Origin of the sequence: Thiocapsa rosea, from assembly GCF_003634315.1 — a bacterium.
Lineage (GTDB): Bacteria > Pseudomonadota > Gammaproteobacteria > Chromatiales > Chromatiaceae > Thiocapsa > Thiocapsa rosea.
Window position 1 is genome coordinate 611330 of the sequence record NZ_RBXL01000001.1, and the last position, 17489, is coordinate 628818.

The following is a 17489-nucleotide window of genomic DNA, read 5'->3' on the forward strand; positions in this document are numbered from 1 at the left end:
GAGGGTCGCGGACGACGGGTCACTCAAGCCCGGTGACCTGGGCCGAGCGCCACCAGCCGCGATGACGATTCTCGAGCGCGTCGAGATCCGGGAAGCGGTAGAAGGCAAAGTCGGTCTGGTCGCCGACGTAGAAGCCGCCTTGGACCATGCGATAGAGCACGCCCTCCTTGACCTGCTTGAGCACCAGCTTGCTCGGTTTGGTGTCGTTGTGTTTCAGCTCGTAGAGCACGTCGCGCAGATGGGCGAGGTTCGAATAGGGTAAATCGTCGGCCGCGCCGTTCTCCGGGTCGGTCGCAAGCTCGCCGATACGCAGCTCGGAGAAGACCAAGCGAGGCACGTGGACCGGATGCGACGGATCAGTGATCGCGTTGCAGAAGTCGTGCGGCTCCGAGCGGCTGGCGACCATCGGGGTAATGGGACAAAACTCTTGATAGAGATGGAGGCGACCGCCGGGTTCCGGGAGATACACCGAGCGCGGCAGCTCGAGCGTCTTGCCGTCGTTCGTCACCAGATAGAGGCTGCCGAGTGCGGAGACCGGGATACGCGACAAGACACGGTAAATCGAGAGATAGACCGAGCGTTTCGGCGCACCATCCGGCTGGGTGATGCAGCGTTCGTCCACCAGATGGAAGGGGAAATCATCGGAGCGGAACGCCGGATCGACCTCGAAGAAGATCGCCTCGCCTTTTACGTGGGCCTTGGATCCAACCGCGTAATAGCTGCCGAAAGCCTCCGGCTCAAGCATCGACGCGATCAGGGCCTGCGGGATCAGGGATAGATACAGATGCTTTTCAACCATGCCGAGCCTCGCCGTGATGTGCCCGGATGTCCGACCGGATCCGGTGTTTCTCAATTATCACCATAAATGCAGGCGATGTGGAGAGAAGATCAGGAATCGGTCGAGGTTAACGAGAGCAACGCAGGGAGAGGTCGAGCTGAAGGGGGGGTGGATACGTCCCTGTATCCGAGTCGACTCCGGCCTCGGCTTGCGCCGAGAGACCGTTAGACGACTGATTCGTCCTTATTGTGCGGGAGCGGCAGGAGGAGCCATCGGGGCCATCGGGGCAGGCATGCCGCCGTAAGGAGCGCCGTAGCCCGGCCCGCCGTAGGGTGCACCATAGCCATAGCCAGGCGCGCCGTAGGGGGCACCATAGCCATAGCCGGGCGCGCCGTAGCCGTAGCCCTCGCCATAACCGCGGCCATAGCCACGACCCTGACCGCGTCCGTAGGAACGGCCGCTTCCGCTCATGTTCATGTTGAAATCACCGGTGCCGTCACCGAACATGTCGCCGAAGTTGTCCATCATACCGCTACCGTAGCCGGGGCCACCGCCGTAGCCGCCGGGACCGCCGTAACCCGGGCCGCCCCACCAGGCGCTGGCCGAGAAGGAAGCGCCGGCCAGAGCGACAACGGCTGCAAGACCTGCAAACTTGATCGTTTTATTCATGTTCGTCCTACCTCTAATCAGGAAACGTTGAGCGCGGGCGTGCCCGCAATGGGGTCTCCGAAGCCGGGGATACTCTAGCCTCCGACTGCGGGCTTGATGTGGAGCCGGTGGCCGAACCTTCTCGGGGTTGGGCCGGGCTCCGAGGTCAGCCGTGAACAGGGCGCAAACAACCGACCGGCGCGATTTGCCGTGTTGCACAAATCCGGGCAGAAGGGGAGGTTGCGGGCTCGACGGCCCATCGGAGTAACTGCTGGCCCTGCGAAGAAGCCGGGCCGCTCATTACCGGTAGAAGCAGATCGAGTATAGGGGTCGATGGCGTGCCGACGCAACGTATTAAACGGCACCGAGCAGGTCGACCGAGCCGTGATCCAGGTCCGTCGGACGAAACCGGCGCCCCCTTTCCTCAACGAACGCGAGACACCACCGAGCACGGCATTCGAGCTAAAACAGCAGCTTCCACGACGACAAGGACGCATCTCACGACCGGGATCGCGACATAACCCCGAGTGACAAACCTTATTTATTACGTTGGCTAAAGTGGCGTCTGTCCCGAACGAGTGCCTCATTCGTAGTGCGACCACAGTGACACTTGGCGCAGAGCGCCACGGGGCATGCGTGACACCGCGGAGCGATGTCACGCGTCCTTCAAGGTGATTTCCGGACAAGGATCTACCGGGGTGTAGGGGCGAATTCATTCGCCCCTACAGGCCCAACAGGTCTTCCGGGCATGCACGGTCTTGCGGACATCCGCGCACCGACGTCGCCTCGAATCCGGAGAGTCCTCCGCACGGCCCGGCCTCGGTCGCGGTCAGACGGGGAGCGGAAGTGCGAGATCCTTCCAAAGCCGCAGCGTCGGACCCGACTGATTCATCGTATAGAAGTGCAGACCGGGCGCACCGCCGTCGATCAGGCGACGGCAGAGGTTGAGCACGACCTCGTGCCCGAAGGCCCGCAGACTCTCCACGTCGTCGCCGTAACCTTCGAGTCGGCGCCGCACCCAGCGCGGGATCTCGGCACCGCAGGCGTCGGAGAAGCGTGCGAGCTGCGTGAAATTGGTGATGGGCATGATGCCGGGGATGATCGGCAGGCTGACGCCGACGCGCTCGCAGCTCTCGATGAAGGCGAAGTAGGCATCCGGGTTGTAGAAGTACTGGGTGATGGCGGCATCCGCACCGGCCTGGACCTTGCGCTTGAAGTTGGCGAGATCGCGCTCGGGACTCCCGGATTGCGGGTGATACTCGGGATAGGCCGCGACCTCGATCTTGAAGGCGTCCCCGAACTCTTCCCGGATGAAGGACACCAGCTCGTTGGCATAACGGAAATCACCGCCGGTGCCCCCGCCCATGCCGGAGGGAAGATCCCCTCGCAAGGCGACCAGACGTCGGATCCCCTGCTCTCGGTAACGACCGACGATCTCGCGGATCTCGGCCCGTGCCGAGCCGACACAGGCGATGTGTGGCGCGGTCTCGATGTTGTGTCCGCGCAGCCAGTCGACAGTCTCGAAGGTGCGGTCGCGCGTCGATCCTCCGGCACCGTAGGTCACCGAGAAGTAGCCCGGCGAGACGCTGTCGAGCTGTGCGATCTCGAGCTTGAGCTTCTCCATCCCTTCCGGGGTCTTGGGTGGGAAGAGTTCGACGCTGTAGGTCGGGGTTTGCTGTGATTGGAGCGGCATGGCGTTAGAGCCTCCGGCCTCCGGCCTCCAGCCTCCAGCGCGGCTCACGACACGCGATCGGTGGCTTCGAGCCGGCGGCGAATGGGTTGGGATGTGCAGCGCCGCGCACGGCGTCGTCGCCGACCGGGCGCTCCGCGCCGGTAGCGCAAAGTGCTCGACATAGGCGTGACCCCGGCGAGCGATGTCATGAGCAGATCCAGACGGAGACGACGACAGGCACCGTCGCCGTCTTCGATTCACGGGGCAGGAGCCCGAAGCGGCTGAAGACGGCGCAATCCAAGGCTCTTCTTCAAAGACTTAAACCGCGCCGACTCCAACGCCTAGAAGGACCCACGAGTTCGCGAAACCCGCAAACATCGCCGGGGCGCAGCGGGCGCGGTTTAATACCTGTAGTTCTCGGCCTTGTACGGCCCCTCGACCGCCACGCCGATGTAATCGGCCTGCGCCTTCGACAGGGTCGTGAGCTTCGCGCCGATCTTGCCCAGATGCAGACGTGCAACGTCCTCGTCCAGATGCTTGGGAAGCACATAGACGCCGATCGGATACTCTTCGGGCTTGGTGAAGATCTCGATCTGAGCCAGCACCTGATTGGTGAAGCTGTTGGACATCACGAAGCTCGGGTGCCCGGTCGCGCAGCCCAGGTTGACCAGCCGCCCTTCGGCCAGCAGGGTGATGCGATGCCCGTCCGGGAAGATGATCTGATCGACCTGCGGCTTGATGTTGACCCACTCGTACTGCTTCAGCGACTGAACCTGGATCTCGTTGTCGAAATGGCCGATGTTGCAGACGATCGCCTGGTTCTTCATGGCGACCATGTGATCGTGTGTGATGATATCGGTGTTGCCGGTCGCGGTGACGAAGATGTCGATCATACCGACGACATCCTCGATGGTGACGACGCGATAGCCTTCCATCGCGGCCTGCAACGCGCAGATGGGATCGACCTCGGTGATCCAGACGGTCGCGCCCAGACCCCGCAGCGATGCCGCGGAACCCTTGCCGACGTCGCCGTAGCCGCAGACCAAGGCGATCTTGCCGGCGATCATGACGTCGGTGGCGCGCTTGATCGCATCCACCAACGACTCGCGGCAGCCGTAGAGGTTGTCGAACTTCGATTTGGTCACCGAATCGTTGACGTTCATGGCGGGGAAGAGGAGTTGCCCGTCACGGAACATCTGATAGAGACGATGCACGCCGGTGGTCGTCTCCTCGGTGACGCCGCGGATGCCCTCGGCGATGCCGTGCCAATGTTTGGGGTTGCGCGCGAAGGTACGCGCAAGCAGCCCGAGGATGGACTGCCATTCCTCGTTGTCGTCGGCCTTGGGTGCCGGGATGGCGCCGGCCTTTTCGTACTCCACACCCTTGTGGACGATCAGGGTGGCGTCGCCGCCGTCGTCGAGGATCATGTTCGGGCCACCGCCGTCGGGCCAGTTCAGGACCTGCTCGGTGCACCACCAGTACTCGTCCAGTGTCTCGCCCTTCCAGGCATAGACCGGGATGCCGGCCGCGGCAATGGCGGCGGCGGCGTGATCCTGGGTCGAGAAGATGTTGCATGAGCACCAGCGGATCTCGGCGCCGAGCGCAACCAGCGTCTCGATCAGCACGGCGGTCTGGATGGTCATGTGCAGACTGCCGGTGATGCGCGCTCCGGCGAGGGGTTTGGACGTGCCGAACTGCTCGCGCAAGGCCATCAGCCCCGGCATCTCGGTCTCGGCGATGTCCATTTCCTTCCGACCGAAATCGGCCAGTGAAATGTCGGCAACCTTATAGTCGGTAAACTCACTCATGGTTATCAGCTCCTGATGAATCGTGAGTGAGCGCCGTTGTCGTGTCGACCCCGCCGCCGAGCCTGGCCCGGGCTCCGATGGCCCGGGTCGCAACGCTCCTCGGTAGCGAGGTGAAAAAGGAAGATCAATCCAAATCGGTCATGGGTGTTAAATCCCGGCCGCTTCGCGCAGCATCTCGGCCTTGTCCGTGCGCTCCCAGGTGAAGCCCGGCTCCGAACGCCCGAAGTGACCGTAGGCGGCCGTGTCGCGGTACTTGATCAGGTCGCGGTTGGTGAGATCCAACATGCGGGTAATTCCGTAGGGACGCAGATCGAAGTGCTCACGGATCAGCTCGATGATGCGATGCTCGCTGATGTTGGCTGTCCCGAAGGTGTCGATGGACAGAGACGTCGGCTCGGCAACACCGATGGCGTAAGACACTTGAACCTCGCACTTCTCCGCAAGACCCGCGGCGACGATGTTCTTTGCGACATAACGACCGGCGTAGGCGGCCGAGCGGTCGACCTTCGAGGGATCCTTGCCGGAGAAGGCACCGCCGCCGTGGCGCGCCATGCCGCCGTAGGTGTCGACGATGATCTTGCGTCCGGTCAGGCCGCAGTCGCCGACCGGACCGCCGATGATGAACTGCCCCGTCGGGTTGATGTGATACTTGGTCTCGCCGTTCATCCAGCCAGTGCCGCCGAGCACGGGCTTGATGATCTCCTCCATCACCGCCTCGTGCAGCACACTTTGGCTGACCTCGGGGCTATGCTGGGTCGAGAGCACCACGGCCTCCACCGCAGCCGGCTTCCCGTCGACGTAGCGGAAGGTGACCTGGGATTTGGCATCCGGACGCAGCCACGGCAGGGTGCCGTTCTTGCGGACCTCGGCCTGGCGCTTGACCAGGCGATGCGCGTAATCGATCGCCGCCGGCATGAGCTGATCGGTCTCGTTCGTGGCATAGCCGAACATCATGCCTTGGTCGCCGGCCCCCTGGGACTCTTCGCTCTCGCGGTCGACGCCTTGGTTGATATCCTTGGATTGCTCGCCGAGCGCGACCAGAACCCCGCAGGTTTGCCCGTCGAAACCGACCTCGGAGCCGTTGTAGCCGATATCGGTGACGACCTTGCGCACGATGCTCTCGTAGTCGATCTTGAGGTTCCCGTCCGTGAGCGTGATCTCGCCGGCCAGCACCACGAATCCGGTCTTGACCAGCGTCTCGCAGGCGACGCGCGCCTTGGCGTGGTTCGGATCGCGGCGAAAGATCTCGTCGAGCACGGCGTCGGAGATCTGGTCCGCCATCTTGTCCGGGTGGCCCTCGGAGACGGATTCGGAGGTGAAGATATAGTCCTTACTCATATGTCGATGGCCTGCCTTTTGCCCCAAGAGGTGCGTGTCTGGTTGCAATATGATAGCGATTCGACGGAAAACCGCAAAATCGACCCGCGGGATGGATACGCGCGCCGCCCGGGCTGCGCATCGCCGCCAAGGATTTTGAAACCGCGAACCTTACGGTAACATGCGGACATGTCCGGTCCGACCTAGGCGTTTACTCGGAGATCTCTGATGGCATCCCTTGAAACCCCCGTTTGCGACTTCGGGCGCCCTGCCCCGGATTTCGCGCTCCCCGGCACCGACGGCAGGATCTGGACGCGCGACGCCTGCGCCGGCGAGCGCGGACTGCTCGTGATGTTCATCTGCAACCACTGCCCGTACGTGAAGGCGGTGCGCGAGCGCATCGTTCGGGATGCGCGCGATCTGATGGCCATCGGCATCGGCTGCGTCGCCGTCATGTCGAACGACACCCGCGACTATCCGGAAGACTCCTTCGAAAATATGCAACGGATCGCCGAGACGCTGAGCTTCCCCTTTCCTTATTTGCTCGACGACACCCAAGCAGTCGCCAAGGCGTACGGTGCGGTCTGCACGCCCGACTTTTTCGGCTACAACGCCGCGCTCGAGCTGCAGTACCGCGGACGCCTCGATGCCAGTCGCAAGGAGACGGCCCCGGAAGACACCGCACGCGACCTTCACGCGGCCATGTCGCAGGTCGCTCACACCGGTAAAGGTCCGGCGGAGCAGATCCCGAGCGTCGGTTGCTCCATCAAGTGGAAGACGGCGTGAGCGCAGGCCGAACGCCTCATCGCGAAAAAAGGCGGTCGAAAATCCTGGTCATTTCCTCGCGCAATTCTTAATATTAGGAACTAATAACTTCCTTTTTGACGGTATAAGTTTGTTTTGATTTGCGGGTCGGCGCTCTTCGTCCACAATGACGCACCTTCGAAAGGGTTTCGACCCGGCCATCTCGTTCGCGCACGCGAGACACTGCCGAACGACGTCGTGATCGCTTCGGCCGCTTGCCTTGCACACTGCATTCCGACGCCGTGCCACCTTCCGTCATGCGCCCACCGCCGATCGAATCGGCGGTTGTGACTCGCGGCACGCTTGACCGATTGACCATTGATTCCGAACCTTAGGAGGGACTGATGTCCTCACGTAAAGATCTTGCCAATGCCATACGAGCGCTCGCGATGGACGCGGTCCAGAAGGCCAATTCGGGTCACCCGGGCGCGCCGATGGGCATGGCCGACATCGCCGAGGTGCTCTGGAACGACTTCATGACGCACAATCCGGGCAACCCGGACTGGCCGGACCGCGACCGCTTTGTCCTCTCGAACGGCCACGGCTCCATGCTGATCTACGCCCTCCTGCATCTGACCGGATATGAGCTCGGGATCGAGGACCTCAAGCAGTTTCGCCAGCTTCACTCCAGGACGCCCGGACATCCCGAGTACGGCTATGCCCCGGGCGTGGAAACCACCACCGGCCCGCTCGGTCAGGGCATCACCAATGCCGTCGGCATGGCACTGGCCGAGAAGGCGCTGGCCGCTCAGTTCAATAAGCCCGGCCACGATATCGTCGACCACTACACCTATGTGTTCCTGGGCGACGGCTGCCTGATGGAAGGCATCTCGCACGAGGCATGCTCGCTGGCCGGCGCCTTGGGACTGGGCAAGCTGATCGCGGTCTACGACGACAACAACATCTCGATCGACGGCGAGGTTCGCGGCCACGGCGACACCCCGGCCTGGTTCCTCGACAATACGCCCAAGCGATTCGAGGCGTACGGATGGCATGTCATCCCCAAGGTCGACGGCCATGACCCGGAGGCCGTGAAGGCCGCCATCGAAACCGCCCGAGAGATCACCGACCGTCCGAGCCTGATCTGCTGTCAGACCATCATCGGTTACGGCTCGCCGAACAAGCAGGGTAAGGAAGAGTGTCACGGCGCGGCGCTCGGCGAGGAGGAGATTGCCCTCACCCGCGAGGCGCTGGGCTGGAACCATCCGCCCTTCGTCATCCCGGACGCGGTCTATCAGGGTTGGGACGCCAGGGAGCGCGGCGCCTCGGCCGAGTCTGCGTGGAACGACCGCTTTGCCGCGTACGCCGCGAAATTCCCGACAGAGGCCGCCGAGTTCAAGCGCCGCATGGCGGGCGATCTTCCGAGCGATTGGGCGGCGCAGTCGGATGCCTTCATCGCCGCCGTGGTGGAGAAGGGCGAGACCATCGCCTCGCGCAAGGCCTCGCAGAACGCGCTCAACGGCTTCGGCCCGCTCCTGCCCGAGCTGCTCGGCGGCTCCGCGGACCTCGCCGGCTCCAACCTGACCCTCTGGAAGGGCTGCAAGGGCATCGGCAAGGGCGACGCGCCCGGCAACTATGTCTATTACGGCGTGCGTGAATTCGGCATGTCGGCCATGCTGAACGGCATCGCGCTCCACGGAGGTTTCGTGCCGTACGGCGCGACCTTCCTGATGTTCTCCGAGTACGCCCGCAATGCCCTGCGCATGGCCGCACTCATGAAGATCCCGTCGATCTTCGTCTACACCCATGACTCCATTGGTCTGGGCGAGGACGGCCCGACTCATCAGCCGGTCGAGCAGATCCCCACGCTGCGCATGATCCCGAACATGAGCGTCTGGCGTCCGTGCGATGCGGTCGAGTCGGCAGTGTCCTGGAAGCTCGCCATCGAGCGGCGCACCGGCCCGAGCTGCCTGATCTTCTCGCGCCAGAACCTCGCGCACATGAGCCGGACCCCGGAGCAGCTCGCCGCCATCGCGCGCGGCGGTTATGTGCTGCGCGACTGCGCCGGCACCCCGGATGCGATCATCATCGCCACCGGCTCGGAGGTCGAGCTGGCCGTGAAGGCCGCGGAAGCCATGTCCGAGAAGGCCATCCGCGTGGTGTCCATGCCGTCCACCAACACCTTCGACGCGCAGGATGCCGCCTATCGCGAATCGGTTCTGCCCAAGGCCGTCACCGCCCGCGTCGCGGTCGAAGCAGCGGTCACGGACGGCTGGTGGAAATATGTCGGTCACCAGGGCGCAATCCTGGGTGTCGACCGCTTCGGCGAGTCGGCGCCTGCCGGCCCGCTCTTCAAGGAGTTCGGGTTCACCGTCGAGAATCTGGTCGCCAAGGTCCGGAGCGTGCTCTGATCTAGCCGGCTGTCTCGCGCATCGGCCGCCTGACGATCAGTCGTTCGGCGGCCGGCGTTGCGCCGTATCGGCCTGTCGGCGCAGCAGCCCGCACGCCGATCACGCGTTCGTTTTCGGGCTCGAGCCTTCGGTCTCCCGACCATTCCGCATCGGGCAAGCAAGCCCGGAGCCCCGATCGTTTTTATTCGCTCAGAGGAGTTTCTCTCAATGACACTTAAAGTCGGCATCAATGGTTTCGGTCGTATCGGTCGTATGGCATTTCGCGCAATCGCGAAGGATTTCCCGGGCATCGAGGTTGTCGCCATCAACGACCTGCTCGATCCCGAGTATCTGGCCTACATGTTGAAGTACGATTCGGTCCACGGTAACTTCAAGGGCGACATTGCCGTCGACGGCAACACCATGATCGTCAACGGCAAGAGCATCCGTCTGACCGCCGAGCGTGATCCGGCCAACCTCAAGTGGGGTGACGTCGGCGCCGAGCTGGTCATCGAATGCACCGGTTTCTTCCTCGACGATGCCTCCTGCCGCAAGCACCTCGAAGCCGGCGCCAAGAAGGTCGTGCAGAGCGCGCCCTCGAAGGACGCCACGCCGATGTTCGTCTACGGTGTGAACCACAAGACCTATGCCGGACAGGAGATCATCTCCGCCGCGTCCTGCACCACCAACTGTCTTGCACCGGTCGCCAAGGTGCTGCACGACAACTGGGGCATCAAGCGCGGCCTCATGACCACGGTACACGCCGCCACCGCGACCCAGAAAACGGTCGACGGCCCCTCCATGAAGGACTGGCGCGGCGGTCGCGGCATCCTGGAGAACATCATCCCCTCCTCCACCGGCGCGGCCAAAGCGGCCGGCAAGGTGATGCCCGAGCTCAACGGCAAGCTGACCGGCATGGCCTTCCGCGTGCCCACCTCCGACGTCTCCGTCGTGGACCTGACCGTCGAGCTGACCAAAGAGGCCAGCTATGCCGACATCTGCGCGGCCATGAAGACGGCGTCCGAGTCGGGCGACCTGGTCGGCGTGCTGGGTTACACCGATGAAAAGGTTGTTTCCACCGATTTCCGCGGCTGCCCGACACCGTCCGTTTTCGACTCCGAGGCAGGAATCGCGCTGGACCCGACCTTCGTGAAGGTCGTCGCCTGGTACGACAACGAGTACGGCTACACCTGCAACATGCTGCGGATGGTGGAGCACGTTTCGAAGTAAGCGTCGTCGACACAATTGGTTCGTTCCCACGCATTGCGTGGGAACGAACGTATTGGAGCGGACCGAGACGGCCGAGTCGCAACCGGAGAATCCATGCACTTCCATATCGAATCGGAGCAAGAAGAGGACGGCCGCTGGATCGCCGAGATTCCCGAAATCCCGGGCGCGCTTGCTTACGGCAAAGACGCCGAAGAAGCCATGGCGAAAGCGGAGGTACTCGCGCTTCGCGTGCTCGCGGAGCAGATCGAAGTCGGCGAAACCCGCCCCATGGCCATCCGCATCGATCTAGCTGCGGCATGAGTCAATGGCCTTCGGTCAAAGGCAGAAGACTCCTCTCCGCCTTGATGGGCATCGGTTGGAGTATCAAGCGTCAATCGGGCTCCCATCGAACCTTGTCGCGGGCTGGTTGGCCGGACTATGTCTTCGCGTTTCATGATGGCGAGACCATCGGTCCCCGAATGCTCGCTCGGGTTGCGAAGCACACGGGGTTGACCCCGGAGGATATTTGAGTGGTGTCGTCTCGATTTGTCTACCCTCGCAATAAGATCGGCCCTGGCGTTTCCGCGGTCTCTCCGCGGGCAACGGTTGCGCGAGCAAGTTATTGACTCAGACTGATCGTTGTTTCGAAGCAAGCCTGGACCGCCATTGATATTAATGTAATCGACTGCCTTATCCCGGATTTCACATTCACGAAATATCTCACTCTACCGAGGAATCGCACCATGTCCTTCATCAAGCTCACCGATCTGGATCTCGCCGGGAAGCGGGTCCTGATCCGCTCGGACCTCAATGTCCCGGTCAAGGGCGGCAAGGTCACCTCCGATGCGCGTATCACCGCCTCCATGCCGACCTTCGAGCACTGCATGAAGGCCGGTGCCAAGGTGATGGTGATGTCGCATCTGGGTCGCCCCGAGGAAGGTGTCTTCTCCGAGGCCGACTCGCTCAAGCCCGTCGCGGATGCCATGAGTGCGAAGCTCGGCCGCGAGGTGCGGGTGGTGCGCGACTATCTCGAGCAGGCCCCCGAGGTCGCCGACGGCGAGCTGGTGTTGCTGGAAAACGTCCGCTTCAACAAGGGTGAAGGCAAGGACAACGCCGACCTGGCCAAGCAGTATGCCGCACTGTGCGACGTCTTTGTCATGGACGCCTTCGGCACCGCCCATCGCGCCCAGGCATCCACGCACGGCGTCGGCCAACAGGCACCGATCGCCTGCGCGGGCCTGCTGCTCGCCGAAGAGCTCGATGCGCTCCAGAAGGCACTCGCCGCTCCGGCACGCCCGATGGTCGCCATCGTCGGCGGATCCAAGGTCTCGACCAAGCTGACCGTGCTCGAGGCCCTGTCCGAGAAGGTCGATCAGCTCGTAGTCGGCGGCGGTATCGCCAACACCTTCCTCGCCGCTGCCGGTTTCCCGGTCGGCAAGTCGCTGTGCGAGCATGACCTGATCCCCGTCGCCAAGGCCCTGATGGAGAAGATGACGGCGCGCGGCGCGACCATCCCGATTGCGGTCGACGTGGTCTGCGGCAAGAAGTTCGACGAGAACGAGCCGGCGGTCACCAAGGACGCCGCCGATGTCGCCGAGGACGACATGATCTTCGACATCGGACCTAAATCCGCCCAAGAGCTTGCCGAGGTCATCGCCAAGGCCGGAACCATCGTCTGGAACGGCCCGGTCGGGGTGTTCGAGTTCGATCAGTTCGGCGGCGGCACCAAGACAGTCTCCATGGCCATCGCCGAGGCAGCGGGCTTCAGCCTGGCCGGCGGCGGCGATACCATCGCGGCCATTCAGAAGTACGACATCTACGACAAGGTCTCCTACATCTCCACCGCCGGAGGCGCCTTCCTGGAATACCTGGAAGGCAAGACGCTGCCTGCAGTGGCCATGCTCGAGGCCCGGGCGAAGGACTGATCAGCGCAACCTGCCTCCTGCCGCCTGCCTCCAGCCTCCAGCGATGTGCTCGGAAGCCGGGGCTGGAGGCCGGGGGCAGGCGGCCGGAGGCTACACATGCCAAGACGCACGAAGATCGTCGCCACGCTCGGCCCCGCGACCGACCCGGAATCGGTGATGGACGAGATCATCGCCGCCGGGGTGGACGTGGTTCGCCTGAATCTGTCGCACGACAGCCACGATCGGCATCGCGAGCGTGCGGAGCGGATCCGCGAGCGCGCGGCCGCCGCCGGGCGCGAGATCGCGCTCCTTATGGATCTGCAGGGACCCAAGATCCGCATCGGCAAATTCGCCGACGGCCCGATCCTGCTCGCACGGGGCGAGGGCTTCGCCATCGACGCCGACTGCCCTCTGGATGCCGGCGACCGCCATCGGGTCGGAACAACCTACCCCGAGCTGGTCGACGATGTTCGGCACGGCGACACGCTCCTGCTCGATGACGGCGCGATCGAGCTGTGGGTCGAAGCCGTCGACGGCGGGCGAATCGACTGCAAGGTGGTCGTCGGTGGCATCTTGTCCAACAACAAGGGCATCAACAAGAAGGGCGGCGGTCTATCCGCCCCGGCGCTCACCGAGAAGGATCAGGACGACATCCGCTTCGCGGCCGAGATCGATGCGGACTACCTGGCCGTATCTTTCGTGCGCAACGGCGATGATGTCCGGCTCGCTCGCGAGCTCTTCTACGAGGCCGGCGGTCACGGCGGCATCGTCGCCAAGATCGAGCGCGCCGAGTCGCTCCGGGCGATCGACGACATCATCAACGCGGCCGATGTCATCATGGTCGCGCGCGGCGACTTGGGCGTGGAGATCGGCGACGCGGAACTGCCGGCCGCGCAGAAGATGCTGATCAACCGCGCCCGCGAGCTCAACAGCGTCGTCATCACCGCGACCCAGATGATGCAGTCCATGATCGAAAACCCCATCCCGACCCGGGCCGAGGTCTTCGACGTGGCCAATGCGGTGCTCGACGGCACGGACGCGGTCATGTTGTCCGCCGAAAGTTCGATCGGGAAGAACCCGGCCAAGGTGGTCGAGGCGCTCGACCGCATCTGTCTGGAAGCCGAAAAGCACGTCACGCGCTCGGGACACCGCATCGATTCGGTCTTCGGCCGCGTCGACGAGGCCATCGCCATGGCCGCCATGTACACCGCCAACCACTTGGGGGTGAAGGCGATCGCCGCCTTGACCGAGACCGGCTCGACGGTGAAATGGATGTCGCGCATCCGCTCGGGGATCCCGATCTACGCCATCACCCGCTCGGCCCCAACCCGACGCAAAGTCAGGGTTCTTCGCGGTGTCTATCCGGTAAGCTTCGATGTGGCCAGCACGGACATCCACGAGGTGAATCGCGAGGTCATCGAGGAGCTGATGCGGCGCGGCACGGTGCGCGACGGCGACCTGGTGATCATCACCAAGGGCGATCGCTCGGGGGTTGAAGGCCAAACGAATATCTTGAAAATCATGCGGGTCGGCGAGCACAAGCTCCTGACGAAAGACTGAGCCAGCGATCCTTGCTGCTTACCTGCCCGTTTTTAGCTGTCAGTCCGATACGAGGAGAATCTACATGGCCCTGATTTCGCTGCGTCAATTGCTCGACCATGCCGCCGAGCACCAGTACGGCGTGCCCGCCTACAACGTCAACAACCTGGAGCAGATGCGCGCCATCATGGAGGCCGCCGACGAGACGGATTCTCCCGTGATCGTGCAGGCATCGGCCGGTGCACGCAAATATGCCGGCGCCCCCTTCCTGCGGCACCTGATCCTGGCCGCCATCGAGGAATGGCCGCACATCCCGGTGTGCATGCACCAGGATCACGGCACCTCGGCCGCCGTCTGCCAGCGCTCCATCCAGCTCGGCTTCTCATCCGTCATGATGGACGGCTCGCTCGGCGAGGACGGCAAGACCCCGACCTCCTATGAGTACAACGTCGACGTGACCCGTCGCGTCGTGGAGATGGCGCATGCCTGCGGCGTCTCGGTCGAAGGCGAGCTGGGTTGCTTGGGCTCGCTCGAGACCGGACAGGCCGGCGAAGAAGACGGCATCGGTGCGGAAGGCATCCTGGATCACAGCCAGCTCCTGACCGATCCGGAAGAGGCCGCCGACTTCGTGAAGAAAACCGGTGTGGATGCGCTCGCCATCGCCATCGGCACATCGCACGGTGCCTACAAGTTCACCCGTCCGCCCACCGGCGACATCCTCGCCATCGAGCGCGTGCGCGAAATCCACAAGCGCATCCCCAACACCCATCTGGTGATGCACGGCTCCTCCTCCGTCCCGCAGGATTGGTTGGCCATCATCAACCAGTACGGCGGCGACATGGGCGAGACCTACGGCGTGCCGGTCGAGGAGATCGTCGAGGGCATCAAGAACGGCGTGCGCAAGGTCAACATCGACACCGACCTGCGCATGTCCTCCACCGGCGCCATCCGCAAGTTCCTGGCCGAAAACCCCAAGGAGTTCGATCCGCGCAAATACTTCATCGCCGCCACCAAGGCCATGAAGGGCATCTGTAAGGACCGCTACGAGTCCTTCGGCACCGCCGGCAACGCCAGCAAGATCACGCCCATGTCGCTCGAGGCCATGACCAACCGCTATGCGAAAGGCGAACTCGAGCCCAAGGTCAACTAAACCGCGTCTTCGTGTGACATGCGCTGTTTTCGCTTGGGGCTTGGTCTCGGGGCACCTGTAAGCGTCGGAGCGGACGCGGTTTAGGATTGCTTCGGGATGATGACGGATCTGCGGCTCAGACCGGGTCGATGCGAAGCCAAAGTCATCGGTAGACAATCGCCGGCTGATTGAAAACGGCGCATGTCGCTTCGGACAGGGCTCAGGCGCTGACCCAAGGTTATGGAAGAAAACGAAGGGGCGCTCGCGCCCCTTTTTTTCGTTGGGCGTCACGCCGTCGCGAGGCCAGTATTCCGGTGGCTTGCGGCTGAAATCTGATGGCTGATAGCTGATAGCTGATAGCTGATAGCTGATGGCTGATGGCTGGAGGCTGGAGGCTGACGCCAACCCACCCATACGGAGACCGCATTGACCCACGACACCAAATTCCCCTGCCCCTGCTGCGGCTACCGCGTCCACGATCGTGAGCCCGGCTTTAATCAAGTCTGCCCGATCTGCGGATGGGAGGACGATCTGACCCAATTGCGCTTCGCCCGGATGCCGGGCAGCAGCAACACCGTGAGCCTGGAAGAGGCCCAACTGAATTTTCGCGACTACGGTGCGTCCGAGCGCCGGAGCATCGGCAACACCCGCACCCCGGTCGAGGGCGAGATACGCGACGACGGCTGGCGGCCCATCGACCCCTCGCGTGACAATATCGAGCAACCCGTCCGCGGCATCGCCTACGGCGACTCTTATCCCTGGCCCGACACCACGGTGCTCTATTACTGGCGCATGAGTTATTGGCGACGGGTGGTGGGGTAGTCCCGGTTATGAAAACAGCCTGCCAGCGGGGCTTCGGCCACGAGGGCTTTATCTTTAACGGCAGCGCCTTCCACGGCGTCGACGTCAAGATGATCCACGAGAATCGCATACAGACCTATGGTCGAGCCGGAATCGCTGAGTTGCTGGGTATCAGCGACGATGAGGAGCCTAACGGCGAAGACGCCGACGGACAGACCAGCGATGCCCCACAGGATGTAGCTAAGCCCCTTGAGGATGTCGACGTAAGCGGATCCGCCAAAACCGAGCAAGATAGCCCAGCCGCCGAGACTCAGGAGGAGCTAAGCCGCGAGAAACTCGCACAATCGACCGCGGAATCCGCAAAAGCAGCGGAAGAGAAGCAACGGGAACCGAGCCGCAAGAGCGAATCGGAGACTTCCGGTGGGCAGATTCACGTGTTGCTCGGTCGTGATCTGGTGACTGGGGTCGACGTGCGTTGGGATCCGACCGCGACGACACCGAGCCGCCTGTTGAACCAACACTTGCTGATTGTCGGCAAGAGCGGTTCCGGGAAGAGCGAGACTACGAAGAGCCTGCTGTATGAGCTGGACCGACAGGGCGTCCCTTCAATCATTTTCGACTTTCAGGGGGAATACGCGACCGGGGAGTTCTTCGACGTCGTCCGGCCCCAGGTCTTCGACGTCATGGAGGGATTGCCGATCAATCCCTTCGAGATCCCGATCGACCCCCGAACCGGGCAGAAACGGCGACCGGTCGAAATGGTCTTTCGGCTGGCCGACACACTGAATGCCGTGTTTTCAGGATCAGGCGACATCCAGCTCGGCAAACTGCGCGAGGCGATTCAAGAGTGCTACGTCCAGACTGGATTCGACATCATGCAGCCGGCACCTGCGGACAAGGAACCGCCGACGTTGGAGATGTTGGAGGCGGTGCTGGAGCAGTGGTCCGGCCACGGCGGACAGATCAGGAACCTGCAGGTGCGTTTGCAACCGCTGTTCATGAGCGGGGTCTTCAATCAATCCAAGGCAAGCTTTAGCTTCGATGACCTTTTCCAGCGGACCACCGTAATCTTGCTGACGGCCGGCATCAAAGATCTGATGCTGGCTGCGTCTCGCTTCCTCCTGGAAAAGGTCTACGCCGCCATGATGATCAACGGCATGTCCAAATCCTTGCGCTTGATGGTGTGCGTGGATGAGGCGCACAAGCTCTGCAACGACCCGAAGATCACCGACCTTGCCAAGGAAGCGCGGAAATATGGATTGGGTCTGATTTTGTCGTCCCAGGAGACTCGCGACTTCCATCCGTCGATCTTCGCCAACGCAGGCACCCAGATTGTTCTGGCGCTCGAGGATGCCGATGCGTCGATCATGGCGAGGGTGTACGCGGCGGACAAGAAAGAACAGGGGATGGTCAAGAATTTAATCGTTGGGCAGGAGAGCGGTGTTGCACTGATCCGATCAACCCACTTCCAACCCTATGGGCAGGTGAGGCTCCAGTCTTTCGAAGACAAAGTCGCGAGCTTGTCTCAGCGGGTTCGATAGGCTGATTCC

Annotated in this window: 15 protein-coding genes and 1 riboswitch; of the genes, 10 read left to right on the plus strand and 5 right to left on the minus strand. The window is 62.9% G+C overall.

Annotation, left to right across the window (positions count from 1 at the left end; all coding sequences use genetic code 11):
* Nucleotides 1-19 precede the first annotated feature (19 nt).
* From BDD21_RS02670 to metK, 5 genes are all read right to left on the minus strand, one after another.
* Nucleotides 20-799, minus strand: a complete 780-nt coding sequence (locus BDD21_RS02670; RefSeq protein WP_120795830.1) for a hypothetical protein — start codon at nucleotides 797-799, stop codon at nucleotides 20-22.
* A gap of 222 nt (nucleotides 800-1021) precedes the next feature.
* Nucleotides 1022-1447: a sulfur globule family protein gene (locus BDD21_RS02675; protein WP_120795831.1), complete on the minus strand. Its 426-nt coding sequence runs from the start codon at nucleotides 1445-1447 to the stop codon at nucleotides 1022-1024.
* An 808-nt stretch (nucleotides 1448-2255) separates the two neighbouring features.
* Nucleotides 2256-3119, minus strand: a complete 864-nt coding sequence (gene metF / locus BDD21_RS02680; RefSeq protein WP_120795832.1) for a methylenetetrahydrofolate reductase [NAD(P)H] — start codon at nucleotides 3117-3119, stop codon at nucleotides 2256-2258.
* Nucleotides 3120-3499: 380 nt separating this feature from the next.
* Nucleotides 3500-4906, minus strand: a complete 1407-nt coding sequence (gene ahcY, locus BDD21_RS02685; protein WP_120799705.1) for an adenosylhomocysteinase — start codon at nucleotides 4904-4906, stop codon at nucleotides 3500-3502.
* A gap of 21 nt (nucleotides 4907-4927) precedes the next feature.
* Nucleotides 4928-5013, minus strand: a riboswitch (S-adenosyl-L-homocysteine riboswitch).
* A 40-nt stretch (nucleotides 5014-5053) separates the two neighbouring features.
* Nucleotides 5054-6244 (minus strand): methionine adenosyltransferase, encoded by a 1191-nt coding sequence (gene metK, locus BDD21_RS02690; RefSeq protein ID WP_120795833.1) that lies wholly within the window; start codon nucleotides 6242-6244, stop codon nucleotides 5054-5056.
* A gap of 207 nt (nucleotides 6245-6451) precedes the next feature.
* Between metK and BDD21_RS02695 the strand changes: the two genes are divergently transcribed.
* From BDD21_RS02695 to BDD21_RS02745, 10 genes are all read left to right on the plus strand, one after another.
* Nucleotides 6452-7009 (plus strand): thioredoxin family protein, encoded by a 558-nt coding sequence (locus BDD21_RS02695; RefSeq protein ID WP_120795834.1) that lies wholly within the window; start codon nucleotides 6452-6454, stop codon nucleotides 7007-7009.
* Between the two features lie 362 nt (nucleotides 7010-7371).
* Nucleotides 7372-9378, plus strand: coding sequence for a transketolase (tkt, locus tag BDD21_RS02700; protein ID WP_120795835.1), 2007 nt, complete (start codon nucleotides 7372-7374; stop codon nucleotides 9376-9378).
* Nucleotides 9379-9585: 207 nt separating this feature from the next.
* Complete coding sequence (gene gap / locus BDD21_RS02705; RefSeq protein WP_120795836.1) at nucleotides 9586-10587, plus strand: type I glyceraldehyde-3-phosphate dehydrogenase; 1002 nt, start codon at nucleotides 9586-9588, stop codon at nucleotides 10585-10587.
* Between the two features lie 93 nt (nucleotides 10588-10680).
* A complete protein-coding gene (locus BDD21_RS02710) occupies nucleotides 10681-10887 on the plus strand; it encodes a type II toxin-antitoxin system HicB family antitoxin (protein WP_120795837.1) in 207 nt (68 codons plus the stop codon).
* Entirely contained in the window at nucleotides 10884-11096 is a 213-nt protein-coding gene (locus tag BDD21_RS02715) for a type II toxin-antitoxin system HicA family toxin (protein WP_120795838.1), read from the plus strand. Before BDD21_RS02710 ends, BDD21_RS02715 begins: the two co-directional genes overlap by 4 nt.
* Nucleotides 11097-11309: 213 nt before the next feature.
* The gene (locus BDD21_RS02720) at nucleotides 11310-12491 is read left to right on the plus strand and encodes a phosphoglycerate kinase (RefSeq protein WP_120795839.1); all 1182 of its coding nucleotides are present in this window, start codon (nucleotides 11310-11312) and stop codon (nucleotides 12489-12491) included.
* 96 nt (nucleotides 12492-12587) lie between these two features.
* A complete protein-coding gene (pyk, locus tag BDD21_RS02725) occupies nucleotides 12588-14030 on the plus strand; it encodes a pyruvate kinase (RefSeq protein ID WP_120795840.1) in 1443 nt (480 codons plus the stop codon).
* Nucleotides 14031-14094: 64 nt separating this feature from the next.
* Nucleotides 14095-15159, plus strand: a complete 1065-nt coding sequence (gene fba, locus BDD21_RS02730) for a class II fructose-bisphosphate aldolase (RefSeq protein WP_120795841.1) — start codon at nucleotides 14095-14097, stop codon at nucleotides 15157-15159.
* A gap of 405 nt (nucleotides 15160-15564) precedes the next feature.
* The gene (locus BDD21_RS02740; protein WP_120795843.1) at nucleotides 15565-15960 is read left to right on the plus strand and encodes a CPCC family cysteine-rich protein; all 396 of its coding nucleotides are present in this window, start codon (nucleotides 15565-15567) and stop codon (nucleotides 15958-15960) included.
* 8 nt (nucleotides 15961-15968) lie between these two features.
* Nucleotides 15969-17480, plus strand: coding sequence for an ATP-binding protein (locus tag BDD21_RS02745; protein WP_120795844.1), 1512 nt, complete (start codon nucleotides 15969-15971; stop codon nucleotides 17478-17480).
* Nucleotides 17481-17489 lie beyond the last annotated feature (9 nt).